Origin of the sequence: Asticcacaulis sp. DW145, assembly GCF_037101385.1 — a bacterium.
Taxonomy (GTDB): Bacteria; Pseudomonadota; Alphaproteobacteria; order Caulobacterales; family Caulobacteraceae; genus Asticcacaulis; species Asticcacaulis currens.
Window position 1 is genome coordinate 889,575 of record NZ_AP029025.1, and the last position, 26,930, is coordinate 916,504.

Below are 26,930 nucleotides of genomic sequence, written 5' to 3' on the forward strand. Positions count from 1 at the left end.
AACAGTTGGATGCGCCCGCTCTTTTATGACCGTTTGCGGTCAAAGACGCTGTTTTTCAATAACTTTCCAAAACAGAAAGTCAGGCCCCATCGCCGGTGGAAAGAGCAGAAGACCGGCATTCGGGCAGGTTTAAGGACGCAATACGCCTTAAAAGGGAGGATGCCATAGCGCAACTGTCCCCACTTGTCGAGGGGGTGTGGGGGATTATTTTGCAAGTCACGCGAGGCTCAATTGCCCGTGCCACTTTAGCCCCTCACCCTTGAATCAGAGAAGGCTACTTAGTGCGAACGCCCGTAGTCCCCGTTGAGCAGGTCTTTAAACCCCGGATCGGCAATGGCCTCCCCGGCCCCCAGTGGCTGACCCAGCATGGCGGCGGCGTCCCCGTCCGGCGACCAATAGAGATTGGCGCTGTGCGTGGCCGACATAAAGCCGTGGGGATTGTCCGGCCCTAGGTAGATGCGATGCGGGGCCGTCAGATAGAAGATATTGCGGGTGATGCTCACCCCGGCGTCGCGGTCGCCGGCGCAGCCGTTCCAGCAGATCGACCAGAAGATTGCGCGCAGCGACCAGAAGTCCTTGTCCGTAATGTCCGGAATCCGTGTACGGATGATGATATTGCCGTCGATCTTCAGGTTGCGGATGCCATTGGTCCCGACGAACTTATCGACATCGTCGCTGATATTGTTGGCGATGGTCACGTCGTGCGTATTGCCGGCGATTTCCAGAAAGCCGCCCTTGGTATTGCGCGACAGATTGTGGTGCACAAAGGTGTGGTGCGCGTCGAAGAAACGGTCCTCGCCGTCCAGTTCGACCGCCGCTCCGTCATTGACATAGGCCCCGCCATAGAAGCCGTAGTTTTCAATGCGGTTGTGCGCCACCTCATTGTGCGGCCCGACAATGACAATGGCCATCGCGCCCCAGTATTCGGTGATGCGCGAGGCGTCGTGAAAATAATTGCCCTTCACAAGTGAGTTCGCGCCACGCACGCGAACACCCACCGGCATATTGTTGAATTCATTGTTTTGCAGGGTGACGTGGTGGGTGGTGGCATCGGTATAGATACCGGCCATATCGGTCACCAGTTTGTGCTGGTGGCTTTCCTTCCACGGCAAGGGCGGCTCATCCGGCGGCGGGGTGGCCCCGTCATAGAGGTAGAGGTTTTCGACGGTCACATAGCTGCCGTACACCGACACAACCCGCCCGAATTCCAGCCCGAAGCGCGGGTTCATCAGCTTCGGCGCGGGCCCCTCGCCATAGGCGCTGACCACGATGGGTTTGGCCTCAGTGCCGGACTGGGCAATAGTCAGATGCCCGACAAAGGCGGTGCCACGCGCCAGCAAGACACGATCGCCGGGTTCAAGCGTCTGGGCATTGACGCGGCTGAGGCTGCGCCAGGGTTGCGCCTGAGTACCCGGCTGGGCGTCGTTACCGGTCGTCCCATTGACGTAATAGTCCGCCGCCATGGCCGGTCCAGCCAGACAGCACAGCACACCGATCCATTTCCACATCGCAGCCTCCATTGCCCCTCAGTAAGGCAGGGCGCACGAGAAATGACAAGTGGGCGATCATCACGCCACCCTCAAAAGCGGCACCGGAAAGGTTGCATGGCACCGCGACGCAAACATAAATAGGTATTTAAAAACATGCGCTTACTCCATGTCTCATTAACCAAACCGAAAGACCGGCCGAGGAATAACATCACTATAAGTGCGCCGCGAAACCGACGGCCCGATACAGTTCAGCAGGGAGGCATTAAGAGATGGGCTTATTTTCCAACGCGAAGACCGATACGGAAAGCCAGTCGTTCAAGGAGCTGTGGTCGGTTTTGAGCCGTCACGCCGGAGTCGGCCTGTGGGACGCGGTGCTGCATAATGGCGACCCGATGCACCGCGAAAGCCAGTGGCGCTGGTCGGAAGAGTTCCGCCGTCTGCTGGGCTTTCAGCCCGGCGATGTGGCGGGCTTCCCCGAAGAGGTCCATTCGTGGTCGGACCGCCTGCACCCTGAAGACGCGCAGGCGACCTTTGACGCCTTTGGTGCCTGTCTGGCGGACCGCTCGGGGCAGACGAAATACGACGTGCAATATCGTCTGAAGAGGCGCGACGGGGCCTATCGCTGGTTCCGCGCCATCGGCGGCGTGGTGCGCAATACGCAGGGTACAGCCGTTCGCGCCTGCGGGGCATTGATCGACATCCACGAGGAACGCGACGCGGTCACCCGCTTTGAGCTGCTGGACAGCTTTGCAGGCGTCGGTCTGTGGGACGCCATCATCCACAATGCCGATCCGATGCACGCCCAAAGCCGCTGGCGCTGGTCCCCCGAACTGCGGCGTGTGATGGGTTTTGCCCCGCACGACTATAAGGGATTTCCGGACGTGGTATCCTCCTGGGCCGACCGCCTGCATCCCGAAGACGCCCAGCCGACCTTCGATGCCTTTTCCGCCTGCCTCAATGATCGCACGGGCAAGCTGAGCTATGATGTGACCTACCGTCTCAAGATCGCTGACGGCAGCTACAAATGGTTCCGGGCGGTGGGCGGCGTGCTGCGCGACCGTTCCGGCACCCCGCTGCGGGCCTGCGGCTCGCTGATCGACGTGCACGAACAGAAACTGGCCGAGCTCAGCCGCGTTGAAGAAGGCCGCATTCATCACCGCATTACGCAACTGGTCGAAAGCATGGTCACCGACTCCACCGCCGTCGCCACCCAGTCCTCCGGCGAAATCGCCGCCATTGCCGGGGCGACTGACGAACTGGCCCTGTCTATCCGTGAAATCGCCAGCCGTGTGCGCCGTTCCTCCGAAGCCACGGCACAGGCGTCGGCCAATGTCGGCGAAACCTCAAAGGTCTTTTCAGAGCTACAGGCTTCTATCGCCCAGATTTCCGAAGTGGTGACCCTGATCAACGGCATCGCGTCGCAGACCAATCTGCTGGCCCTCAATGCCACCATAGAGGCGGCGCGCGCGGGCGAAGCGGGCAAGGGCTTCGCCGTCGTGGCGACCGAGGTCAAGCAACTGGCGACGCAATCGGCCAATGCCACCAAGCAAATCCAGTCGCATATCTCCACCATCCAGACGGCGGCCGAAAAAGCCTCGGCCTCGATGAACGAAGTGACCCACGTAACCCAGACCACGGAATCTATCGGTTCGGAAATCGCGGGCGCGGTGTCGCAGCAGGATGCCGCCTCTCAGGAGATCGCCCGCCGCGTCGATGAGGTCTCGCAAAAGTCGCTGCAACTGGAAACCCTAATCCAGAATTTCGCCTCCGACGTCCGCGAAAACATCAACCAGCTCGAAAAGCTGCGGGCCTGAGCCCTGGGTCGCTCAAGGCGTGTCTGAGCCGCTGATCAGCGCCAGACGCGCCCTGTCCTTCGGGCGTCCGAAGAGGCGCAGCAGGGCCGCCTGTTCGCTCGGGGTCGGCACCCGCACCCCTTCGATCCACGCATCACTTTCGATTCGCAACTCACGCCAGTCGCCCGCTGAAAACACTTGCAATCCGCCCATAAAGTCGATCTCCAGCCCGCCCGGTGGACGGTACTGAAAATAAGGGCGGGAGCGAAAGCGATTGTCGGCGCGCGGCGGACTCACGGGCACGCCCAGGGCGATCCGGGCGGCCTCGATGACCTCTGAGGGGCCATAAACATCCACGTCGCGTACCGTGACCGGCAGCCCGCTCAGTGACAGGGCCGCCGAGCCGATCAGCCACCACGGCTGTTCGGGCGGCATCAGGCGGCGGATCAAATCCAGTGAGCGGCGAAGGTCGGGCGGCATGGACGTATCGGCTATGGGTACAAAAAAAGCCGGGGTTTGTGCCCCGGCTTTTTGGTTTTATTCTTCGACGGCATCGCGGGTCGCGCCGACCCGCTGGGCCAGAGACGCCCCCATGAAGGCGTCCAGATCACCGTCCAGAACCCCTTGCGAATCCGAGGTTTCGACGTCGGTACGCAGGTCCTTGACCATCTGATAGGGCTGAAGCACGTAGGAGCGAATCTGGTGACCCCACCCGATATCGGTCTTCTGGTCTTCGAGAGCCGCCTGCGCCGCCTCGCGTTTTTGCAGTTCCAGCTCGTACAGGCGGGCACGCAGCATCTTCCACGCTTCGTCGCGGTTGGCGTGCTGCGAGCGTCCGGCCTGACAGGCCACAGCAATACCGGTCGGGATGTGCGTCAGGCGCACCGCCGAGTCGGTCTTGTTGACGTGCTGACCGCCCGCCCCCGACGCGCGGTAGGTATCGGTGCGCACATCGGCCGGATTGATGTCGATGACGATGGTGTCATCGACCACCGGATATACCCACACCGAAGCAAACGAGGTGTGGCGGCGCGCATTGGAATCGAAGGGCGAGATACGCACCAGACGGTGCACCCCGGCCTCGGTCTTCAGCCAGCCATAGGCATTGGTGCCCTTGACCATGATGGTCGCCGACTTGATGCCCGCCTGTTCGCCGGGCGTCTCTTCTTCGATGGATACCGTCATGCCGTGCTGGGTGGCCCAGCGCGTGTACATGCGCAAAAGGATACCGGCCCAGTCGCACGACTCCGTGCCCCCGGCCCCGGAATTGATTTCGACATAGGCGTCGTTGCCGTCGGCTTCGCCGGACAGGAGCGCCTCAAGCTCGGCGCGGGCCGCCTTGTCCTTGATGGCTTTCAGCATGGCGCGGGCTTCTTCGAGCAGTTCCTCGTCGCCCTCCATATCGGCCAGTTCGGCATAGTCGAGCGCGTCCTTAAGCTCTTTGGTCAGGCTGTTGACCGCCTCGACGCCGCCGCTCAGCTTGGTGCGTTCGCGCATCACGGACTGCGCCTCTTCGGGCTTGTCCCACAGCGTCGGGTCTTCGACCCGCGCATTCAGTTCGTCGAGACGTCTTAGAGCGACGTCCCAGTCAAAGACGCCTCCTGAGCAATCCGATGGATTGCTCGATGTCCCTGGCCGAAGCCTCAACATCCAGTCGCATTACAATGTCCTTACGGTAAAAAAGGTAGCCGTGGGGGATAGCCGCGCCCGCGCAAAATGGCAACACGTTTCGCGGTCAGGTGGCCGCGATCGGAGGAGGTTCAGTAAAGAACCTCTTCCTCGATCTCATCGACGTACTTCTTCTTTTTCGGCTGATCCTGCGGGGTCGCCTGATTGGACGGTTGCCCCGTCAGGCCGTCGCGCCACACCTCGTTATAGGGCTTGGGACCATCGACCACATCGGGGGCGCGCTCAATAACCTTGGGCTCGGTGCCGGGGCGGAAGGCTTCCTCATGGCCGCGGATCGACACATAGACCGCGTCCTTCGGCTTGCGGAAGTCCTTGACGGGCTTGTTCTTCGTCGCCGAGGCCATGAAGTCGATAAAGATCGGCAGGGCCGCCGAGCCGCCGGTTTCCGACTCGCCCAGAGAGCGGTTGTCGTCGAAGCCGACAAACACCCCCGCGACCAGATCGGGCGTAAAGCCGACGAACCACGCCGAGCGGTATTCATTGGTCGTGCCGGTCTTCCCGCCCAGCGGGATGCCCAGCGCACTGGCGCGCGCCGCCGTACCGCGCTGCACCACGCCCTGCAGGAAGGAGTTGATCTGATAGGCGACAATGGGGTCCATCACCTGCTGCCCTTCGGGCGTCAGGCGCGGCGATTCCGTGCCGTCAAAGGCGCGCGTACAGCCGGCCGGACATTTACGCTGATCGGCCCGGTAGATGACCTTGCCCTGATAGTCCTGCACCAGCTCGATCAGGTGCGGCTTGATCCGCCGCCCGCCATTGACGAAGGCCGAATAGGCGGCGGTGAGCTGATAGGGCGTGGTTTCCGTCGAACCCAGCGCGTTGGACAGATAGGGTTCCATACTATCGACGGCACCGTACTGCACCACCTTGGCCGCCACCGTCTTCATGCCCACCTTGTCGGCAAGGCGCACGGTCATGGCGTTGCGCGACAGCTCAAGTCCCTTGCGCAGGGTTTGCGGCCCGTAATAGGTGCGCGAATAGTTCTTGGGCGACCACGACTCGCCATTGGCCCCCTTGAAGGTGATGGGACCATCGACCACGATGGAGGCCGGGGTGAAATCGCCTTCCAAGGCCGTGGCATAGATGAACGGCTTGATGGCCGAACCGGGCTGACGCTTGGCCTGCGTGGCGCGATTGAACTTCGACAGAGAGAAGGAATAGCCGCCGACCATGGCCACGACGCGGCCCGTCCACGGGTCGATGGCGACCAGCGCGCCATTGACCGCCGGTACCTGCTTCAGGGCATAGGCCCCTGTCGCGTCACGCGCCACATAAATCAGGTCACCGGCTTTGAGCCCTGCCCCGCCCTGCGCCCACGCCACGTCCGAAGCGCGGAGATTGCCGTGGTTTTCGCCCGCTGGAGCCTCGGCCAGACGGATGGCGCCACCGGCGCGCTCGACCACCGCGACCTGCCAGTCGGGGCGTTCAAACGGCGCCTTGCGCCGTTCGGGCAGCTTGGCCTCGACAGCGGCGGCCTCCTGCTGCCAGCCCTCATTGATACCGCTGATGTTCCCCCATGCGCCGCGCCAGCCGTGACGGCGGTCATAGAGTTCGAGCCCGTCCATCAGGGCAATGCGCGCCGCCGTCTGGAGTTTGGGGTCGAGCGTGGTCTTCAGATAGTAGCCCGCCGAATAGATGTCCTCACCGAACAGCGCCTTGGAACGGCGCTCGACCTCCGACACGAAGAAGTCGGCATCGCGGTACTTGGTGCGCTGCGGGGCCGACTGCACCACCAGATCCTCACGCATGGCGGCCTCGGCCTCGGCCTTCGTCACCCAGCCAACCGACGCCATTTCGCCCAGAATCCAGTTGCGGCGGGCAATGGCCTGATCCTTGCGACGGATGGGGTGATAGTTGTGCGGCCCCTTGGGCAGGGCGGCCAGATAGGCGGCCTCAGCCAGGGTGAGCTGATCCACCGACTTGCCGAAATAGTTATAGGCCGCCGTGCCGATCCCGTTGGAGCGATAGCCGAGATAGATGTCGTTCAGATAGAGTTCGAGGATCTGTTCCTTGGTCAGGGAGGTTTCGAGCCGCCGCGCCAGAATAAATTCCTTCAGCTTGCGCCCGATGGTCCGCTCATTCGACAAAAGGACGTTCTTGGCCACCTGCTGCGTGATGGTGGACCCGCCTTCGAGGCGGCGGCCCTGCACGAAATTGATCACGTTCTTGACCATGGCCCGCGACAGGCCACCGACATCGACGCCAGAATGGTTGAAGAAGTTGCGGTCTTCGGCCGCCAGAAAGGCGTGGCTGATGCGATCGGGGATGCGGTTATAGGGGATGAAGATGCGGCGTTCCTGCGCAAATTCACCGATCAGCGTGCCGTCCCACGCGAACAGGCGCGTCGAGGTCGGCGGGCGGTAATCCACGATCTCGTTCCCATCGGGCAGGTCATGAAACAGCCATGCGGCATAGATGGCGATGGCAAAGCCCGCTACGGCCACCAGCGACATCAGCACCACCCCCGCCATGGCGAACCAACGCTCAGTGGATTTCACAAACACCCTCCGTCACCGCGACGCGGTTCCGTTACAGAGAGCCGTCCGCATCATATCCCGCCGTGTGTATCAAAGCCCGCCCGTCCCGCAAAGCCCTGATCACGGCCCTCTGCGGCTTATTGCGGGCAAATGCGGCTTATTGGCGACGCTTTGACCGCAACAACAAAGCCCTGCCGCAACGGCAGGGCTTTGTACGCAAGGCGCTTGCGGGATCAGCGGGCGACGAAGCCAAACGAGGCATAGCGCACATCGTTGGCGAAATACTGATCAATCGCCTTCACCAGTTGCGAGGCCAGCCGGTTGCGGTCACCCGAATCGTTGAGACGCTTCTCATCCTCTTCGTTGGTGATGAAGCCCATCTCCAGAAGCACTGCCGGCACGTCCGCCGCCAGAAGGACGACAAAACCCGCCTGACGATGGCTGCTCTTGAGCAGCGGCACATCGCCATCCAGATTATCGAGCATCAATTCGGCAAAGGTCGCCGAACGGTTCTTGGTGGCGCGCTGCGTGAGGTCGATCAGGATGCGCCCGACCGTCTTGTCCGTCGCGCCCGTCGGCAGGGCCCAGTCGCCGCGGTTCATGGCGTTGCGCGCCGCGCGTTCGGTGCCGGAATCCGACAGGGTATAGATAGAGGCCCCCTTGGTGGCCGTGTTCGGGCCGGAATCGGAGTGCAGCGAGATAAACAGGTCGGCATTGGCGTTGCGGGCGATACGGACGCGGGCCACCTTATCGACATAGACGTCGGAATCGCGCGTCATAATGACCTTGTAACGCCCCGTGGCTTCCAGCCTGGCCTTCAGCGCCTTGGCTGCCGCCAGATTGACATCCTTTTCCCACGACGACGCGCCGCGCGCACCGGGGTCGTGACCGCCGTGGCCGGCATCGACGACAATGATCTTCTTGCCCGTGCGCGGTTTGTCAGCCGCTTCGGTGCGCAAGGCAGGGGGAATGGGCGCGGTATCGGCCACGGCCTTTGCCGCAACGGTCTGCGGCGCGGGCGCATCGGCGGGCACAACGTCGATCACGTAGCGGTAGGTGCCGATACCATCGGCGGGCGGCAGCAGAAACCGGCGCGCGATGCGGGCATTGCCGTTGAAATCGAGGCGCAGGCGCGTCATGCCGGCCGTGGTGTCGAGCTTCCAGCCCTTGATAAGGCCCTGCCCCTGCCCGCTCAGCGACGCACCGACATCCGCGCCCGACAGGCCGAGAACAGCGCGTTGCTGATCCGCTTCACGGCTGAGCAGTTCGCCCTTGACCGACGACTGCAGGTCGATGACCAGTCGCGTCTGACCCGGCGCGCCCCCGAGGCGCACATTGACGACATCGCCGCTGGAGGCCGCTTCGACCGGGGTGATGTCCCCTGTCGCGATAACAATGGCGCCCGCCATCAGGGCTGCCAGCCATAGCTGGCCTTTGCCGGCCAAACGCCACGCACGTCGGATCATTCACCCGCTCCACCAAAATACCGTGGACGCCTTTCTGGCGCCGCTGCTTTGTATTGTGACCGTATGGATACACGATGCGGGTAGCGATCTCGTTAACAACAAAAATAATTGCGTGCTTTTCTTTTGCGCAACCTTGTTGCATATTCGCCGCGTGCAAGACGGATTGCGCCCGTCAGGCCCTGGCTCCCCAGCCCGTCTGATAAGCGAGTCCCGCACATTTCCGGTGCCCGGTCCGTGGCCTTTTTTGATTGTCGCGCGCACCTTTCACCGGACAACACCTCTTTTGAGGAGGTCCTGTTCCGGTCCTGTGCGGCCGGTCTGGCCCTCTTCCGGCGAAACCTTCCCTCGCGGAATCCCTCGCCACTCCGAATGAAATTCACCGGCGCGTCCGCCAAAGGGGCCTCAATCGGCACCGGGACGCTTCGGCCAAGCGTAGTTAGAGCATTCGTCGGCTCAGTCGGGCCGCTTCATTGCTCTGATTTTTTGTAACGCCTTACGTGTTTCCGAAACGTGCCAGGAAAGTTTCATGGCCGTTTGGGCACAAGGCTCGAAGGTATTAAACACCCAATGGGCTGTGCCGCTCATTTGAACAGGCTCCGGATATCTGCCGCTCCGCGCTCCTTGCGCGCCGGACCGGGCCTTTGCGCACGCCTTTCACCCCAAATCAGTCAGCGCCCCCTGTCACCGCCCGGCCCTGTGTCCGGCGCGGGTTTAAGGCGAGCGCGCTGCGGAGATCGCGTTAATGTCGAAAACCATGTTAATCGACGCGACGCACGCGGAAGAAACCCGCGTCGTCGTTCTGAACGGCTCAAAAGTTGAGGAATTCGATTTTGAAAGCCACGCCCGCAAGCAGTTGCGCGGCAATATCTACCTCGCCAAGGTCACCCGCGTAGAGCCCTCGCTTCAGGCGGCCTTCGTGGAATATGGCGGCAACCGCCATGGCTTTCTGGCCTTCAACGAAATCCACCCGGACTATTATCAGATACCGGTCGCCGACCGCGAAAAGCTGATGGCCGAGCTGGCGGCGCAGGCTGCCGCCAATGGTCACGACGAGGCCGAGGACGAGGATCACGAAGACGACGGTGACGACCTGCCGGACGAGGAGCGCCGCCTGCGCGCCCACCTGATCAAGCGCTACAAGATTCAGGAAGTCATCAAGCGTCGTCAGATCCTGCTGGTGCAGGTGGTCAAGGAAGAACGCGGCAACAAGGGCGCGGCGCTCACCACCTATCTGTCGCTGGCCGGGCGCTACTGCGTGCTGATGCCCAATACGGCGCGCGGCGGCGGCATCAGCCGCAAGATCACCAACGGGGCCGATCGCAAGCGGCTGAAGGCCGTGGCGCAGTCGCTCGACGTGCCGCAGGGCATGGGCCTGATCGTGCGCACGGCCGGGGCCAAGCGCACCAAGACCGAGATCAAGCGCGACTATGACTACCTGCTGCGCGTGTGGGAAAATATCCGCGAAACGACGCTGCGTTCCAACGCCCCGGCGCTGATCTATGAGGAAGAAGACCTCGTCAAGCGCGCCATCCGCGACCTGTTCGACAAGGATTTCGACCACGTGCAGGTCGAGGGCGTCGAAGGCTACAAGTCCGCCAAGGACTTCATGCGCATGATCATGCCGTCGCAGGCGAAGAAGATTCAGCTCTATAATGGCGGGATGCCGCTGTTTGCGCGCCACGGCATAGACGACATCCTCAACCGCATCTATTCCCCGGTCGTGCCTCTGCGTTCGGGGGGGTATCTGGTCATCAACCAGACCGAAGCCCTGGTCGCCATCGACGTCAACTCCGGCAAATCGACCAAGGAGCGCAATATCGAGGCGACGGCGCTCAAGACCAATCTTGAAGCTGCCGAAGAGGCCGCGCGCCAGATGCGTCTGCGCGATCTGGCCGGTCTGGTGGTCATCGACTTCATCGACATGGATGAGTCGAAGAACAACCGCGCCGTCGAAAAGAAGCTCAAGGACGCCCTCAGCGAAGACCGCGCCCGCATCCAGATGGGCAAGATTTCCGGCTTCGGCCTGATGGAGATCAGCCGTCAGCGCCGCCGCACCGGCTTCCTCGAAGGCACGACGGTCATCTGCCCGCACTGCGAAGGCATGGGCCGCGTCCGTTCGACCGACTCCTCGGCTCTGGCAGCCATGCGCGCCATCGACCTTGAGGCCATGACCAATGGCGCCGGCGCCATCACCATCAAGCTGCCGCAGGCCGTGGCCCTCTATATCCTCAACGAGAAGCAGGTGCATCTGGCCAAGCTGCGCCTCGAATGGGGGCTCAAGGTCAATGTCGAGATCGACTCCGACCTGAACCACGCCGAATTCGAGATCGTGCGCACCGTCCATGCCGATGAGGTGGAATTCACGCCGCCGCCGCGTCCCGATCCGATCATCGACCTCGGTCCCGACCCGGACTATGACGAGGACGAGGACGAAGACGTCATCGCCCTCGACGAAGAGGCCATTGAGCGCGAAGACACGGACGACGATGAGGCGTCCGAGCGGACGGAAGCGCGTGAAGACCGCGATGACCGTCGCGGCCGCCGCCGCCGCCGTCGTCGGGGCCGTCAGGACACCGAAGCGCGCGTCGACTCTGAGACCGCCGATGCCGAATCCGTTGACTCGGAGTCTGAGGCCGACAGCGAAGACGAAGACGCTGAGGACGACGGCGATTTCCGTCGCAACCGTCGCCGTCGTCGCGGCCGCCGCGGGGGCCGTCGCAACGGTCCGGACGCCCGCCCGCGCGAAGCCTATGCCTGGGTGCGCGCCCGCACGCCGTCGCTGGAAGAACCCTATGTGTGGATCGACCCGTTCGACGAATCGCAGGGCAAGCGCGCCCCTCAGCCGGGTGAAACGCCGGACGGCTTCGACGTGATCGAAGTGGCCGCTGAAACACCGGTGATCGCTGGGGATACGCCCGAAGCCGCCTCGGTGCTGGGGGCCGCGACTCAGGCACCGACCTCGCTCGTGCCCGAAGACCTGCGCGATCAGCCCGCCCCCAAGGGCAAGCGTCCGCCGCGTAAGCGGCGTGGCAAGGCCGAAGCCGAAGCCGAAGCGAGCGAACCCGTCGCGGTCGCCGCTGAACCTGCCGCGATGGAAACCGCGCCTGAGCCGGTCATTGACGCCGTGCCGGACGTGGTGGCCGAAGCCGTTGCGGAAGAGGTGGTCAAACCGGCCCGCAAGACCCGCTCGCGCAAGAAAAAGACCGACGAACCGGTGGCCGAAGTCGCCGCAGAGCCCGCACTGGCCGCCGAACCGGCGGTGATGGAAACGGCGGTGGAACCTGCGCCGGTCGAAGCCGTCGCCGAAACCGCTCGGGAACCCGTCCTTGCGGAACCGGTGCTGGAAAACGAACCGATGGGCGGCAGCTTCGCCCTCACAGCGCCCGAGCCCGATCCGGCGGAAATCAACACGCCGCCCGCCAAGCCCAAGCGCGGCTGGTGGCGCCGATAAAAGCACAAGGCCCGCAATGTTCACGTTGCGGGCCTTTTGTTGTCGTCAGCCATCCGGCTTTTCCGGTTGTGTGGGGGCCTTAGATTTGTCACTCTTACTGCCCATATAAAGCTGAACGAAATCCGCGACAGAGACGTGCCTATGGTGTGGAACGGCCTTAAACACAGAGCGTCTGGCTGGCTGAAGCCTCTGGCGGCGGCCTCGCTGATGACTCTGGCCGTCACCGGACTGGCCCCGAAGGCGCAGGCCCAGACCGTCATCCGCGACACCGAGATCGAGCGCTTCCTGCATAAAGAAACGCGCGGCATTCTGACCGCGTCGGGCCTCAATGCCGATCAGGTACAGTTCCTGCTGATCGCCGATCAGTCGATCAACGCCTTTGCCACTTCGCGTCAGATCATCGGCCTCAATACCGGCATGATCGGCGAAGCCGAAACCCCCAATGAGCTGTTCGGCGTCATCGCCCACGAAGCCGGCCACCAGGCGGCCGGCCACACCGTTCGCTCCGACGAAATCTATCAGGCGGCCAAGGCCCCGATGGCCATTTCACTGGGACTGGGGATTATCGCCATTCTCGCCGGGGCCGGGGATGCAGGCGTGGGCCTTCTGGGTTCGTCGCAGACCTTCGGCACGCTGGGGGCGCTGCGCTACATGCAGACGCAGGAATCCGCCGCCGATATCGCGGGCGTCAAGGCGCTGGAGCGCGCCGGCATGTCCGGTCGCGGTCTGGTCGAATTTTTCGATAAGCTGCGCAATTACGAGACCTTTTCCAACGCCGAGCGCTATCAGTATTTCCGCACCCACCCCCTGTCGCGTGACCGTGTCGCCACCCTGCGCCGCCTGGTCGAGCAGCAGCCGCACAAGGACGCGGTGGACTCGCCGGAACTGATCGCGGAATTCAGCATCGTCAAGGCCAAGCTGTCGGGCTTCCTCGATCACCCGCAAAAGGTGTTCATGCGCTATCCCGAAAGCGACCGCTCCTTCCCGTCGCGCTACGCCCACGTCATCGCTTGGTACAAGCAGACCGAGGTGAAGAAGGCGCTGACCGAGCTGGATCAGCTTCTGATCGAACAGCCGAACAATCCCTATCTTTGGGAACTGAAAGGGCAAATCTATTTCGAAACGGGTCAGACGGCGCTGGCCATCCCCGCGCACCGTAAATCGGTGGAGCTGCTGCCCGATGCGCCGCTGTTGATGGTCAATCTGGGGCAGGCCCTGATCGCCGCCGGCGGGGACGACAATCTGCGCGAAGGGATCGACCGCCTCAACGCCTCGCTGAAATACGAGGCCGACAACAGCTTTGCCTGGAACCTGCTGGCGCAGGGCTATGATGGCCTGAAAATGCCGGGTCAGGCGCGTCTGGCCTCGGCCGAAGCCGAATTCTATCAGGGCAATATCCCGCAGGCCCGCACCTTCGCAGTGTGGTCGCAGAAAAACCTGCCCAAGGATTCCGTCGAATACCGCCGCGCCCGCGACATCGTCCTGACCACCTCCTCGCTCATGGGTATCGACCCCGTGGAGGAAGAAACCCGCCTTCGCCGCTAAGAAAGTTGATAAGTGACCGATACCCCCGAAACGCCGACGCCTGCACCGGAAACCAAAACAGAGACGCCCGCCCTCGCCCCGCATGAGCCCCTGCTCAGCAAATCCAATCTGGCGCTGGCTCTGGCGACCGGGGCTTTCGTACTGGCGCTGGCCCCCTATGTCCTGCCTAATATTCAGGGCCTGATCGTGCGCGGTGGCCTGATGACGCGGCCCGAAGTGCTGGTCGATGCCTCCACCGCCCTGCGTGAAAAGCAGGACGCCGAAACGCGCAAGAGCGTTGAAACCGCCATCAAGGCCAATGAAGGTTCGATCATCGCCGCCGACGATCCCATCCTCGGTAACCCGTCGGCCCCCATCACCATTATCGAGTTCCACGACTATCTGTGCAGCGCCTGCCGCGCCAGTCACCCCAGCCTGCTGAGCTTCCTCAAGGCCAATCCCGATGTGCGCGTGGTGATCAAGGAATATCCGATCATCGGTAAGGACAATTCGCGCGTTCTGGCCGGTCTGGCCTTGGCCGCACGCGACACCGGCCACTATGCCGCCGTCCACAACGCGCTCTATAGCCACGAACTCAGCTCTCAGGCCGATGTCGATGCGGCCCTGACCGCTGCCGGGGTCGATCCGGCCAAACTGCACGCCAAGGCCCAGTCGCCGGACGTTCAGGCCAAGATAGATGAGACCCTGCAACTGGGCTACAAGCTGGGCATCGGTGCCACGCCCAACTTCATCGTCGATGGCGTGCTGGTCAATGGCGGCGATATCCCGCAGCTCCAGACTCTGGTGACGGCGGCGCGTCAAAAGGCCAAGTAAGCGAAACGACTCTGGGGGCCGTTGCCCCCAGACCCCTGATAGGGGTTTCACGAGGATCTATCCCCGCGCAATCCGCCTGTGTCATCATGGCCTCATGGATGTCCTCGCGGAAAACAAGGCGGAACTGAGAGCGCTGCTGGCCGAACGTCGCGCCGCCCTGCGCGATTTTGCCGACACGGTGCTGGGGCACGTGACCTCCCTTTCGAAACCGGAAACCGCCCTCGAAGCGGAGCGCACGGCCCGCGCCGTCATGACCGCCGATCGGATGCTGTGTCAGGTGTTTGCCCCGCCACCGGAGCCCAGACCAGCCAAGGCCGCCACCGCACGCCCTGCCCGCTTTGATGAGGACGAGGAAGAGTACGAAGAACGCTATCCCGGCGACAAGCGCTACACGATCGACGAAAAGGCGGCGCAGATTCTGGCGCTGGAGCGTGCCGAGGCCGAAATCGCCCGCCACGAACTGTACGAGACCCGCCTCGGCGAAGTGGAAGAAAAGCTCGTCCGCCTTGCCAAAGGCATGCACCTCGCCCTCTGGCGTGACGACGGTTATGTCGATGGCGACGTCAGCGATCTGATGGCCTTATGGCGTGAATATCACAAACGCATTGTGAACGAGACCGGGAAGCCTCCGGACGTTGAACTGCGTCGCCACCCGGCCATCTTCACCCCCGACTATCACCGGGCACATCTCGAAAGGCTGGAAAAGGGAGAAAGGATCGCCCCGGATTAGATCGTCTTAAGATCAGATCAACCCCGCCAGAGGCGAGGACGGATCGGCATAGAGCTTCTTCGCCATACGCCCGGCCAGATAGGCTTCGCGGCCGGCGATCACCGCGTGCTTCATCGCCACGGCCATGCGGATCGGGTCCTTGGCTTCGGCAATGGCGGTGTTCATCAGAATGGCGTCGCAGCCCAGCTCCATGCCCACAGCCGCATCCGACGCCGTACCCACGCCCGCATCGACCAGCACCGGCACCTTCGCGTTCTCGATAATGATGCGCAGCGTCACGCGATTCTGGATGCCGAGACCCGAACCAATGGGCGCACCCAGGGGCATGATGGCGCACGCCCCGGCCTCTTCCAGCTTCTTGGCATAGACCGGATCGTCCGAGCAGTAGACCATGACGTCGAAACCGTCTTTGACCAGCAGCTTCAGCGACCGCAGCGTTTCTTCCATATCGGGATAAAGCGTCTTGGGGTCGGACAGGACCTCCAGCTTGACGAGGTTCCAGCCGCCGGCCTCACGCGCCAGACGCAGGGTGCGCACCGCATCCTCACCCGTGAAACAGCCCGCCGTATTGGGCAGGTAGGTGAATTCGTCCTGTTTCACATAGTCCATCAGCATGGGCTGGTTCGGATCGGTCAGATTGACCCGCCGCACGGCCACGGTGACGATCTCCGCGCCCGACGCCCGCGCCGCCGCGGCGTTCTGGGCATAGTCCTTATACTTGCCGGTGCCGACGATCAGGCGCGAGGAAAAGGTGCGCCCGGCAACGGTCCAGGTATCAGGGGAAAGAGCGGCGGTCGGTTCGGTCATGAGTATCGGTCCCGTATGAAACGCTTTGGCGTCTCTATACGGCTTTCTGCTGGCAAAACCACCCCTTCACGCGCGGCAATCGCGCCATGAAATAAGTTGTGTTCGGATGAAGCGACGCGATTAAGGCTTAACCACGGATAGACCCGATTCAATCGCCGCCGCCGACAAAGTGGACGATCTCAAAGCGGTCTCCGGCCTCGATAGGCGTGGCGACATAGGCCGATTTGGGCACGATTTCGAGATTGCGCTCCACCGCCACCTTGCGCGGATCAATGCCGATCTGTTCGATCAGCGCCATCACATTGGCGGCCAAAACCTCGGTTTCTTCGCCATTCAACAGAATTTTCGTCATTTTCGGATCGTTTTCGGGCGAAAAAGCCCGCTTTTTCTTGTGAGCACGCGCAACAGGGGATACAAGACCGCATCCCACAGGATCAGGCTTTGCATGTCGAAACCCATATATGTCCTTAACGGCCCAAACCTCAACCTTCTGGGGGTGCGTGAGCCGGAAATTTATGGATATACACGTCTTTCGGACATCGAGGCCCGGTGCACCGCGCTGGCCGCCGCCCGTCATGTCCCGGTCGTCTTTCGCCAGACGAATCACGAAGGCGAACTGATCGACTGGGTGCAGGAGGCGCGCGAACACGCCTCGGTCCTGATTCTCAACCCGGCCGGCTATGGCCACACCTCGGTCGCGTTACTCGACGCGCTGAAGGCCCTGAGCCAGCCAATCATCGAATGCCACCTGTCGAACCCTCACGCCCGCGAACCGTTCCGCCATCACTCCTATGTGTCTCTGGCGGCCAAGGCGGTTATTGCCGGTATGGGGGCGATTGGCTATGAACTGGCTATCGAGGCGGCCCTACGCCTCATCGAACAATAGCCCACCGGCCCGTTCCTACGCACGGCCCCACCCCCTAACCAAGGTAAGCGCATGTCATCGCAAAAACCGGTTGACCCGATCGACCCCCGCCTCATTCGCAAGCTGGCGGACATCCTGAAGGAAACCGAGCTGACCGAAATCGAGGTCGAGCAGGGTGAACTGAAGATCCGCGTCGCGCGCACCCTGACCGCCGCGCCGGTCGCTGCCCCCCTGACGACATACGCCGCTCCGGTCGCCGCTCCCGCCCCTGTGGCCGCGGCTGCGGCTCCGGTTGCGGCCCCTGCCGCCGCCGAAGCGCCGAAAGCCGCCAAGGACGCCCTGAAATCACCCATGGTCGGCACCGTCTATCTGTCGCCGCAACCGGGTGCCGCCACCTTCGTCAAGGTCGGCGACAAGGTGAAGGCCGGTCAGACCCTGCTGATCATCGAAGCCATGAAAACCATGAACCCGATCCCGGCGCCCAAGGACGGCACGGTGTCGGAAATCCTCGTGTCCGACGCCCAGCCCGTCGAATTCGGCGAAGGCCTCGTGGTAATCGACTAACGCCATGTCCGACACCCCCAAACTGTTCGACAAGATCCTCATCGCCAACCGCGGCGAAATCGCCCTGCGCGTCATCCGCGCCTGTAAGGAGATGGGGATTGCCACCGTTGCGGTGCATTCGACCGCCGACGCCAACGCCATGCATGTGCATCTGGCCGACGAAAGCGTCTGCATCGGGCCGCCCGCTGCCGCCAAGTCGTATCTCAACATTCCGTCGATCATCGCCGCCGCCGAAATCACCGGCGCTCAGGCGATCCACCCCGGCTATGGCTTCCTGTCGGAAAACGCCCGCTTCGCCGAAATCGTCGGCGCGCACGGCATGACCTTCATCGGGCCTCAGCCGGACCACATCCGCCTGATGGGCGACAAGATCACCGCCAAGCAGGCGGCCAAGGACTCCGGCATCCCCGTCGTTCCGGGCTCTGACGGCGGCGTGGCCACGGTCGAAGACGCCATCGAAGCGTCGAAATCCATCGGCTTCCCGCTGATCATCAAGGCCGCTGCCGGCGGGGGCGGTCGCGGCATGAAGGTCGCGGCCAATGCCGACGTGCTGGCCGAACAGGTGATGAGCGCCCAGACCGAGGCCGCCGCGGCCTTTGGCGACGGCACGGTCTATATGGAGCGCTACCTCCAGAAGCCGCGCCACATCGAGGTTCAGGTCATCGCTGACAGCCACGGCAATGTGGTGCATCTGGGCGAACGCGACTGCTCGCTGCAACGCCGCCACCAGAAGGTGCTGGAAGAAGCCCCTTCGCCCGTCATCGACGCGACGGCGCGCGACAAGATTGGCATGATCGTCGTCGAGGCCATCCGCAAGATCGGCTATCTGGGCGTCGGCACCATCGAGTTCCTGTACGAGGATGGCGAGTTCTTCTTCATCGAGATGAACACCCGCCTTCAGGTCGAACACCCGGTCACCGAATTTGTCACCGGCGTCGATCTGGTCCGCGAACAGATCCGCATCGCGGCGGGCCTGCCCCTGTCCTTCACCCAGGCCGATATCGACCTGAAAGGCCACTCTATCGAAGTGCGGATCAATGCTGAAAACGCCCGCACCTTCGTCCCGTCGCCCGGTACGGTCACCGACTTCCACACCCCCGGTGGTCTGGGCGTGCGCATGGATTCGGCGGTCTATAACGGCTACACCATCCCGCCCTATTACGACTCGATGATCGGCAAGCTGATCGTCTATGGGCGCGACCGTCCCGAAGCCCTGGCCCGCCTCAAGCGCGCCCTTCAGGAAACCGTTGTGGCCGGTATCGACACCACGATTCCGCTGTTCCTTGACTTGCTGAACGAAGCCGATATCCAGAAAGGGGATTACAATATCCACTGGCTGGAAAAGTGGATCAAGGCGCAGGAAGAGGCGAAGGTATAACGCCCGTTTCTTCGAGAGGGTTTGGCTACATCTCTTATACCTCCCTGCCTTTGGCGGGGAGGAGGACCATTTGCGGAGCAAATGGGGGCGGGGTGGCCTGAGCAAGTTGGCGCTGTTGCCTCACGACAAGAGCCCCCACCACCACATCTCGCCGACTGCGTCGGCTCGTGCGGTCCCCCTCCCCACCACAGGTGGGGAGGTATAATTGGCTTACAGAGGCCCCCAGCCCAGAATGGGGGAGTGTAGATGGCCGACTTTACGTTAGACGATCTCGTTCAATGCTACCGCACCGGGATTTTTCCGATGTCGGATGCGCGCGACGATGAGACCCTGTTTCTGGTCGATCCGCCGCTGCGGGGCATATTGCCGCTGGAGGGCGTCCATGTGCCGTCGCGATTGGCGCGCACCGTGCGCAACACAACCTTCACCGTCAAGATCGACACGGCCTTTCGTCAGGTCATCGAACTGTGCGCCGAAAGCGCCGCCGACCGAGAAAGCACGTGGATTTCCCATTCCATTCAATCGCTTTACGAAGCCCTGTTCGCGCGCGGTCTGGCCCACAGCGTCGAGGTGTGGGACGGCGCAAGGCTGGTCGGCGGGCTTTATGGCGTGGCCATCAACGGGGCCTTTTTCGGCGAAAGCATGGTGTCGCGCGCCACGGATGCCTCAAAGATCGCGCTGGTGCATCTGGTGGCGCGGCTGCGCGCCGGTGGCTATCGCCTGCTCGACTGTCAGTTTTTGACCGACCATCTGCGACAGTTCGGCGTCATCGAAATTCCGCGTGAGGACTACAAGGCGCGCCTGAAAGACGCGCTGTCGGTCGAAGGCGACTTCTACCGGCTGGCGACCGCCGTAACCGGCAAGGGCGTCCTGCAACTGACCACCCAGACGTCATAGACCGGGTGTTCCATCCCGTTAACGCCCGGCGTCGAGGCATAGGTCCAGCCCCGGAACACGTCCTTCGGCTTGGGCACCGTGCCGTTGGCCGCGGGCTGGGGCGAGGTGCGTACCTCCAGATAGGTCATGGTGTCGCTCATCGCCTCGTCCTGCGCCGAGGTTTCGCAGGCCTTTACCGTATAGACCATGCCGCGATAACGCTTGGGCTTGCCCACCGGCGCTTCGAAGCGGATGGCTTCGCCGGTCACCTTGTCGAGCACCGTCAGGATAGCCGCCCCATAGCGCACGCGCTTTTCCGGCGGCACCACAACGGTCGCCACCGAAGACTGAGACGCACTGCTGACGGGTGGCGCATTGCCGACCACCTGACCGGTGGAATCGACATAGGGCGTGGTCGAAGCCGGGCGCGTCGCGGCGGCGGTCGGCGGGGCCGCTGACGGCGTGCCAGCCCCTACCCCCTGCGGCTGAGCCGCGACGGGGGCGGACGGGCGGTTCACCGGCTGGGTCGCGGTGGCGCGCTGCGGCGTATTGCGTTTACCCCCGTTCGGATCGTAGGGCTTATACTCGACGCCGTCGATATAGTAGGGTTCGGGATCGAAGTCGGCATTGTCGCGCGCATCGCGGCGATCACGGCTTGGCTCCCGGCGCGGGGCTTCTTCGTCGGGCGGGATGTTCTGGGCATAGAGCGGCAAGGCGATGGCGGCCACGCCGGCCATCAGCAGCACCGCCCGAACCATCACGCCGGTCTTTCTCATCAGGGCTTCCACGCCTCGTAATCGCCCGACTTCGAGGCCTGACGCTCGCCTTCGGCGTTCAGCGACCCCTTGGGGAACTGCGCAAACGGCGTGCCCGACAGGTTGGGCAGGTGCGGCTTTTCCCACGACTTGCGCGGCAACGGCGCCACCGTCGGCGGCTCGTCGTACATATAGTGCATCCAGCCGTGCCAGTCGGGCGGGATCTTCGAGGCGTCGGCATAACCGTTATAGATCACATAGCGGCGCGGCTTGTCGCCGTAGCTTTCCTTGGTGTTCCGGGCCTGATAGTACTTGTTGCCGAATTCGTCGGTCCCGACGAGCTTCGACGTGCGGCCGATGGTGAACAGCGTACCGAGCGTCGCACCGCTCCACCACAAGAAGGCTTTATCCAGCAAGGTCTTACCCTATTTCACTAAAGACGGAGACGGACTCCGCCGGTTATGCGTCCCCTGACTTATAAAGCGCCGCTGCATCTGCGTAAAGCGCTTCAAAGGCCGCCACTTGCGAATTATCCCCCACGAGAGTCTCACGCAACATATTGTGGATGGATCAGCGCGCCCGCCCCACATTTATTGCTGAAAGGTTAAAATCGGTCTAGGCTTTATCCCCAACTGTGTTCGCCAATCCGGGGAAGCCAATGGCAAAGATAATGTCCGGCGATTCTGTCCTGCCCGATCTGTCCTTTGCGGCGCGCGCCGAACAGGCCCAGCCGGTGCTGGAATGGCGCGAAATCGAACGCGGCCCCGACAGTTTCAGCGTCCTGTGCCCGCGCGACTGGACGACGGCGCAAAGCGAAGCCTGGCACGACTGGGTCGAAGCCCTGCCGCGTGACCTGCCCGAAGGGGCGTTTCCTCCCGTGGCCGAAGGGCTGGATGGCGCTTTCTACCTCTATGCCCATCGCTTAGCGGCGTGGGGGCGGGTGTACGGTATAGTGCGCGAAGACGAGGCGCAGGCCTTTGCCGCCGAACTGGCGGCGACCCTGCGGCTGGGGCTGGCCGCACCGGGGACGGGATTGCGGACGGGGCACCGTGTGCCGCTGCTGGATGGCACGAAATCCGCCCAGACGGAGACCCGCTACGCCGATATCGAAGACCATGCCTGTGTGCGTGAGCTGCGCGACCTTCTGGTCGGGGCGCGCTCCGAAGCCGTCGCCCGCGCCACCCGCGATCAGTTGCACGCCGCCCTGTCCGGCATCACGGCTGCCATTGCCCGCGCCGAGGGCGAACAGCGGGCCAGTCTGCACCACAATCCAGCTCTGGCCCGCGCGGCGCTCAAGGCCCGCCGTCTGGGGGCCTCAGATGCCCTCATTCAGTCAGTTATTCAGTCCACGGACGGTTTGACCGGCGACAGTGCCCTGCCCGACTGGTCTTTGCAAAATGTCGAGGCCGACCGACCCGCCCCGGCCGTCATCGTCACGGCGCGCCGCGACCTGATCGCTGCCGGTGATCCGTCGGCGCGCCTGGCGGCGCAGGCGGCGCTGGAAAGCGGTCGCCTGTGGGTCGCCTTCGATCCGGACGCCGCCGAGGCGCTGGACGACGCCCTGATCGCGCCGCGCGCCGCGCTCAACGCCTATGGTTTCCTTAAGCCAACCGGCTTCGATGTCGAAGGCTTTGCCGCCTGCGCCGCCCTGTGGACCGTGGCGCTCGATATCGAAAGCCACCTGACCTTTGCCGCCACGCCCGAAGCGGCGCTGCGTCTGGCCGAGCATCGGCCCATCGCCCTGACCGTGGCGGGCCTCAGCGAAACCCTTATGGCGCTGGGGCTGAGCGCCCAGACCGAAGCCGGACAGGACTTTGCCGCGGCCCTGATGGCCGTGCTGGATGCCGAAAGCGTGCACGCCTCTGCCGTGCTGTCGCGTCACCTGACGCCCTATGCCGGGTTCGCCGCCGAGCGCGACGACCGGGTATCGGCGCTGAGTCAGAAGCTCTATCGCCTGTCGGGCCTCAAAAGCGCTGACCTTAAGGCGCACGCCCTGACCCGCCTGCAAGCGGCCCTGAAACTGGCCAAGCCCACCGGCCTGCGCCACGTCCAGACGACGACCCTGTTCGACGATCCGGAATTGTCGCTGCGGCTGGGCGTGACGCTGGGCGATGCGCCCCTGACCGCCCTGACCGTGGCCATGGAAGGCGCCGACGGCGTCTTTGTGCGCGGCCTGCACCCCGCCGTCTGGCAAGGGCTGAGCGGCGATGAGCGCGACGCGGTGCGCACGCATCTGCTGGGGCACCGCACGCTGGACGGCGCACCGCATATCCATGCCCAGACCCTGAAAGCCAAGGGACTGAGCGATTTTGAAATCGCCGCCCTGGAGGCCGCTCTGATCACCGCCCACAGCCTCGATGAGGTGGTGTCCCCGGCGGTGTTGAATACTGATTTTATCAAGGATATCTGGGGCATCAGCGACGAAGACCTGCACGCGCCGGGCTTCAGCCTGCTGCGCCTGATGGGCTTTACCGCCAACGAAATTGCTGAGGCGCAGGCCTTTATCTTCGGCCATGACACCCCGGAGGGGCTGCCTGATGCCCTGCGTCAGCGCCTGAGCCCCCCCGGCCTGAAGGCGCGTCTGGCCCTGCGGCACAAGCTCGAAAGCTTTGCCTCGGCCCCGGCGGCCTCGGCCCTTGTTCTGGAGTGGGATAAGGGCGTGCCAGACGCGCTCAAGGTTCTGGCTCAGGCCGCCGATAGCGGTCTGCGCGCCATCGGCCTCAAGCGTCAGCCGGCCCCGCCGTCGCTGACGCTCGATATTCCGGAATTTGAGGAGGCCCGCCGCCCGGCCCCGGAACCGGTGCGCGAAGCCCCGGCCCAGACGGTCATCGAGAAGATCATCGAACGCGACCGCGAACGCCAGAAGCTGCCCGACCGCCGCAAGGGCTATATCCAGAAGGCCAGCGTCGGCGGCCATAAGGTCTATCTGCATACCGGTGAATACGAAGACGGTTCGGTCGGCGAAATCTTCATCGACATGCACAAGGAGGGCGCGGCCTTCCGTTCACTGATGAATAATTTTGCCATCGCCGTGTCGATCGGCCTGCAATACGGCGTGCCGTTGGACGAATTTGTCGATGCCTTCGTCTTTACGCGCTTTGAACCGGCCGGTCCGGTCAGCGGTAACGACTCGATCCGCTCGGCGACCTCGATCCTCGACTATATCTTCCGTGAGCTGGCGATTTCCTATCTCAACCGCGAAGACCTGTCGAATGCCGACCCGGATGAGTTGAACGCCGACGGTCTGGGGCAAGGGCATGGCCTGTCGAAACTGGCCGATGACGGCAATGAAGGCATTGCCGCCTCGCACCTGATTTCCAAGGGGTTTATGCGCGGACAGCCGGACAATCTGGTCGTCGTGCCCTTTGGACGCAAGACTCCGAAATCCGACGATCAGTCCCTGCCCCCCGAAGCGCAAGGGGAATAGTCTGTTTTATACCTCCCTGCCACTGGCGGGGAGGGGGACCGCACGAGGCGAAGCTGAGATGCGGTGGTGGGGGTGAGCTATTAAAGCGGAATGATTTCCAGTGGAATCATTCCGCTCAAGCCGCCATTGAGGCGGCCGCCGCAGGCAGGGCTCAGAGTGCCTGATCGAAAAGAGCCCCCACCACCCCTAATGCAGTTCACTTAAGGGCCGATACAGTTCTCTGGTCGTATTTTCTGGGCAAAGTTTTGACGACACGGGGGCATGATCGCCCCCGTTTTGTTGAGAGTAACAAATCGCCGAGTCTGTTTCGCAGCCTGACGAGATGTGCTGGGATTTTTCCGGGTGCTTCGATCGCCATCCATCCCCATTCCTGACGCAGATAATGCAATGTGGCGGTAAAGCTGAGCTGAGTTGGCGGAACTTCGGCTTCGACGGCGATTTCGGCCATTTCCAATCGGACCAGATTGTAGGCCAGCAATGCCCCCCAGACCTCTTGGCAGACGGTTTCGGGGGTTCCGCTACGCAGGGTAAGTTCACTGCCAAGAAGCTCCTGCTTGAGTTCGCGATAGCTGGTTTCGATGCGCCAGCGTTCCTCGTACTGATGGACGATGTCCTTGGCCGGATAGGCCTTGGTATCCATCAGGGATGTCAGCAGGATGCGCTTTTTGCCATGTCGCGTGGTCGTCTCGATCGCCCTGGCCTCCCATGAGGCGGGTAATCCCGGTTCAGCCTGGCGGGCCTGCGGTGACACCTTCATACGCACCCGATAGTCACCCGGGGTTTGATCGAGGCGCTCCCACACGCAGTTTGCTTTGGCCGGGATCAACCAATGGCGCTGCGTGCCTTGGGTCTGCAACCGCAGCAAAAGACTAGCACTAAAGAATCCCTTGTCGAAGACTGTCAGAGAATGGTCCGGCACCTGGTCAACAAGGGATTTAGCGTAGAGCATCTCGTTTGTATCGTAGGCGCCAAACACCGCGTCGCGCACCAGATGTGTAGCAAGGGCCGTCAACGTCAGCAGGCGTAACTGCGGATAAATGGCAACAACGCCCGACGTGTAGCTTTGAGCGCCAAAATGTGCACGGTTCTCCTCGCTGTCGGACGTCCGCAACGTGCTTCCATCCACGGCGTAACGCGTAAGTCCGCGCCAGGCTCGACCGTTTTGATGCCGCTCGTCCCAGCAGGCGGCGCATATGGCAAAGAGCTGCGCCAAAGGGGCTTGACCCAAGCGTTGCCGGGCCTGGGTCAGGGCACTCTTGGCAATATCGGGATTCACCTCGTCGGGCAAAGCAAGGCTAAGATGGGCAGCCACATCCGCAATCGACTGATGGCGATAAAGAGCGAGCGCTATCACCAGCCACACCACCTGCTCCGCAGGAAGTTTGCGGCGCCGTACACTCGCCTTGCCTGTCGCCGCTAAGGCCTGCGAGATCCACCCCACATCGACCGAGCGGGAAAGAGCCGTTAAATCAACATGATGTCCAATGCGAGCGCGCATGAAAGTAAAGCCAGAATGATGAACGAATCACCATCCTGGCTCATATATTTTACTGAATGATTCTTAAGTGAACCGCATTACCCCACCACCCCGCCCTTCGGGCGCGGTCCCCCTCCCCAGCAAGCTGGGGAGGTATATGGGTCTTACGCCCAGGCCTTTTGTTTCAGCCATTCTTCGGCAATCTGCACGGCATTGAGCGCCGCGCCCTTGCGCAGGTTGTCGCCGCTGACGAACAAAGTCAGGCCGTGCGCCACGGTCGGATCGCGGCGGATGCGGCCCACCTGCACCGGATCGCGCCCGGTGACGGCCAGCGGATTGGGCACGTCGGCAAGTTCGACGCCGGGGGCTTCGGCCAGCAGGGCCAGCGCCGCCTCCGGCGTCATCGGGCGCTCGAATTCGGCATTGATCGACAGGGAATGGCCCGTAAAGACCGGCACGCGCACGCAGGTCGCCGCTACCTGCAACTCAGGGATGTCAAGGATCTTGCGGCTTTCGTCGCGCAGCTTCAGTTCCTCTTCCGTATAACCGTCCTCGCCAAGCACGTAGTTGAGCGGCACGACATTATAGGCGATCGGCACGGCCCATTTGCGCACCGTTCCCAAATCGACCGCCGTCCCGTCCTGCGCCAGAGCGGCGCAGGCGTCGGCACCCGCCACGATCTGATCACGCAGGATTTCGACCCCTTCCATGCCGCCGCCGGACACGGCCTGATAGGTGCTGGCGATCAGGCGCTTCAGCCCCGCCGCCTCGTGCAGCGGCTTCAGGACCGGCATGGCCGCCATGGTCGTGCAGTTGGGATTGGCGATAATGCCCTTGGGGACGTTGCGCAGGGCGTGCGGATTGACCTCAGCCACCACCAGCGGCACGTCGGAATCGCTGCGCCAGGCCGACGAATTGTCGATGACGATGGCCCCGGCGGCGGCCACCTTTTCGGCCAGCGCCTTTGAGGTCGAACCGCCCGCCGAGAAGAAGACGATATCGAGGCCGCTATAGTCGGCGGCGGAAGCGTCCTCCACCACGATTTCACGGTCTGCGAAGGTCACCCGACTGCCGGCCGAGCGGGCCGAGGCAAACAGGCGCAGCTTGTTCAGCGGAAAGCGGCGTTCAGCCAGAATGGACAGCATCATGCCGCCGACCAGGCCGGTGGCGCCAACTATCCCCACATTGGGAAACTGCGTATAATGGGATTGATCGTTCATAGGTCACGTCTCCTGCGTCAAAAAGGTTTGGCGGGAGGCGCGAGGTGTTGGGTTTTCTGTGAAACCTGCCCCGCGCGTTCCGCGGGGCTTCGTCCAGATGCCTTGGC

The 26,930-nt window shown here is 62.9% G+C and carries 21 protein-coding genes; 10 read left to right on the forward strand and 11 right to left on the reverse strand.

Annotated elements, in window-relative coordinates:
- Positions 1–278: 278 nt before the first annotated feature.
- Positions 279–1,508, reverse strand: coding sequence for a hypothetical protein (locus tag AACH73_RS15340; protein ID WP_338735797.1), 1,230 nt, complete (start codon positions 1,506–1,508; stop codon positions 279–281).
- Positions 1,509–1,759: 251 nt separating this feature from the next.
- Between AACH73_RS15340 and AACH73_RS15345 the strand changes: the two genes are divergently transcribed.
- On the forward strand, positions 1,760–3,304 hold the full coding sequence (locus AACH73_RS15345) for a PAS domain-containing protein (protein ID WP_338735798.1): 1,545 nt from the start codon (positions 1,760–1,762) through the stop codon (positions 3,302–3,304).
- 12 nt (positions 3,305–3,316) lie between these two features.
- Here AACH73_RS15345 and AACH73_RS15350 read toward each other — a convergent pair whose 3' ends face one another.
- From AACH73_RS15350 to AACH73_RS15365, 4 genes are all read right to left on the reverse strand, one after another.
- On the reverse strand, positions 3,317–3,763 hold the full coding sequence (locus tag AACH73_RS15350; RefSeq protein ID WP_338735799.1) for a hypothetical protein: 447 nt from the start codon (positions 3,761–3,763) through the stop codon (positions 3,317–3,319).
- 57 nt (positions 3,764–3,820) lie between these two features.
- A protein-coding gene (prfB, locus tag AACH73_RS15355; protein ID WP_272741958.1) for a peptide chain release factor 2 occupies positions 3,821–4,943 on the reverse strand; the annotation gives its coding sequence in 2 pieces (ribosomal slippage) (positions 3,821–4,873 and positions 4,875–4,943; 1,122 coding nt in all).
- A 100-nt stretch (positions 4,944–5,043) separates the two neighbouring features.
- Complete coding sequence (locus AACH73_RS15360) at positions 5,044–7,476, reverse strand: penicillin-binding protein 1A (RefSeq protein WP_338735800.1); 2,433 nt, start codon at positions 7,474–7,476, stop codon at positions 5,044–5,046.
- Between the two features lie 206 nt (positions 7,477–7,682).
- A complete protein-coding gene (locus AACH73_RS15365) occupies positions 7,683–8,915 on the reverse strand; it encodes an N-acetylmuramoyl-L-alanine amidase (RefSeq protein ID WP_272741957.1) in 1,233 nt (410 codons plus the stop codon).
- Between the two features lie 742 nt (positions 8,916–9,657).
- Here AACH73_RS15365 and AACH73_RS15370 point away from each other — a divergent pair.
- The 4 genes from AACH73_RS15370 to AACH73_RS15385 all read left to right on the forward strand — a co-directional run bounded on the left by AACH73_RS15370 (position 9,658) and on the right by AACH73_RS15385 (position 15,454).
- Complete coding sequence (locus AACH73_RS15370) at positions 9,658–12,366, forward strand: ribonuclease E/G (protein WP_338735801.1); 2,709 nt, start codon at positions 9,658–9,660, stop codon at positions 12,364–12,366.
- A gap of 141 nt (positions 12,367–12,507) precedes the next feature.
- Positions 12,508–13,911 (forward strand): M48 family metalloprotease, encoded by a 1,404-nt coding sequence (locus tag AACH73_RS15375; RefSeq protein ID WP_272741955.1) that lies wholly within the window; start codon positions 12,508–12,510, stop codon positions 13,909–13,911.
- Positions 13,912–13,923: 12 nt separating this feature from the next.
- Complete coding sequence (locus AACH73_RS15380; protein ID WP_272741954.1) at positions 13,924–14,724, forward strand: thioredoxin domain-containing protein; 801 nt, start codon at positions 13,924–13,926, stop codon at positions 14,722–14,724.
- Positions 14,725–14,818: 94 nt separating this feature from the next.
- Entirely contained in the window at positions 14,819–15,454 is a 636-nt protein-coding gene (locus AACH73_RS15385) for a hypothetical protein (protein WP_338735803.1), read from the forward strand.
- 12 nt (positions 15,455–15,466) lie between these two features.
- On the opposite strand, the gene AACH73_RS15390 is transcribed toward AACH73_RS15385, so the two are convergent.
- Positions 15,467–16,261: a thiazole synthase gene (locus AACH73_RS15390; protein ID WP_126423929.1), complete on the reverse strand. Its 795-nt coding sequence runs from the start codon at positions 16,259–16,261 to the stop codon at positions 15,467–15,469.
- A gap of 148 nt (positions 16,262–16,409) precedes the next feature.
- Positions 16,410–16,613 (reverse strand): sulfur carrier protein ThiS, encoded by a 204-nt coding sequence (gene thiS / locus AACH73_RS15395; protein WP_272741952.1) that lies wholly within the window; start codon positions 16,611–16,613, stop codon positions 16,410–16,412.
- A 93-nt stretch (positions 16,614–16,706) separates the two neighbouring features.
- On the opposite strand from thiS, the gene aroQ reads away from it, so the two are divergent.
- The 4 genes from aroQ to aat all read left to right on the forward strand — a co-directional run bounded on the left by aroQ (position 16,707) and on the right by aat (position 19,965).
- Positions 16,707–17,147: a type II 3-dehydroquinate dehydratase gene (gene aroQ, locus AACH73_RS15400; protein WP_272741951.1), complete on the forward strand. Its 441-nt coding sequence runs from the start codon at positions 16,707–16,709 to the stop codon at positions 17,145–17,147.
- A gap of 51 nt (positions 17,148–17,198) precedes the next feature.
- Entirely contained in the window at positions 17,199–17,690 is a 492-nt protein-coding gene (gene accB, locus AACH73_RS15405) for an acetyl-CoA carboxylase biotin carboxyl carrier protein (RefSeq protein ID WP_272741950.1), read from the forward strand.
- Between the two features lie 22 nt (positions 17,691–17,712).
- A complete protein-coding gene (gene accC, locus AACH73_RS15410; RefSeq protein ID WP_338736359.1) occupies positions 17,713–19,068 on the forward strand; it encodes an acetyl-CoA carboxylase biotin carboxylase subunit in 1,356 nt (451 codons plus the stop codon).
- Between the two features lie 246 nt (positions 19,069–19,314).
- Positions 19,315–19,965 (forward strand): leucyl/phenylalanyl-tRNA--protein transferase, encoded by a 651-nt coding sequence (gene aat / locus AACH73_RS15415; protein WP_272741949.1) that lies wholly within the window; start codon positions 19,315–19,317, stop codon positions 19,963–19,965.
- Here the strand turns inward: aat and AACH73_RS15420 are convergent.
- A complete protein-coding gene (locus tag AACH73_RS15420; protein WP_272741948.1) occupies positions 19,902–20,720 on the reverse strand; it encodes a DUF2155 domain-containing protein in 819 nt (272 codons plus the stop codon). The two genes, aat and AACH73_RS15420, sit on opposite strands and share 64 nt — an antisense overlap.
- The gene (locus AACH73_RS15425; RefSeq protein WP_013480471.1) at positions 20,720–21,115 is read right to left on the reverse strand and encodes an NADH:ubiquinone oxidoreductase subunit NDUFA12; all 396 of its coding nucleotides are present in this window, start codon (positions 21,113–21,115) and stop codon (positions 20,720–20,722) included. The genes AACH73_RS15420 and AACH73_RS15425 overlap by 1 nt, the downstream gene beginning before the upstream one ends.
- A 242-nt stretch (positions 21,116–21,357) precedes the next feature.
- Between AACH73_RS15425 and AACH73_RS15430 the strand changes: the two genes are divergently transcribed.
- Positions 21,358–24,126, forward strand: a complete 2,769-nt coding sequence (locus tag AACH73_RS15430) for a ribonucleoside-diphosphate reductase (protein WP_338735804.1) — start codon at positions 21,358–21,360, stop codon at positions 24,124–24,126.
- Between the two features lie 196 nt (positions 24,127–24,322).
- Here the strand turns inward: AACH73_RS15430 and AACH73_RS15435 are convergent, their stop codons facing one another.
- Both AACH73_RS15435 and AACH73_RS15440 read right to left on the reverse strand, forming a co-directional pair.
- The gene (locus AACH73_RS15435; protein WP_338734844.1) at positions 24,323–25,624 is read right to left on the reverse strand and encodes an IS4 family transposase; all 1,302 of its coding nucleotides are present in this window, start codon (positions 25,622–25,624) and stop codon (positions 24,323–24,325) included.
- A 143-nt stretch (positions 25,625–25,767) separates the two neighbouring features.
- Positions 25,768–26,823 (reverse strand): aspartate-semialdehyde dehydrogenase, encoded by a 1,056-nt coding sequence (locus AACH73_RS15440; protein ID WP_272742537.1) that lies wholly within the window; start codon positions 26,821–26,823, stop codon positions 25,768–25,770.
- Positions 26,824–26,930: the final 107 nt, after the last annotated feature.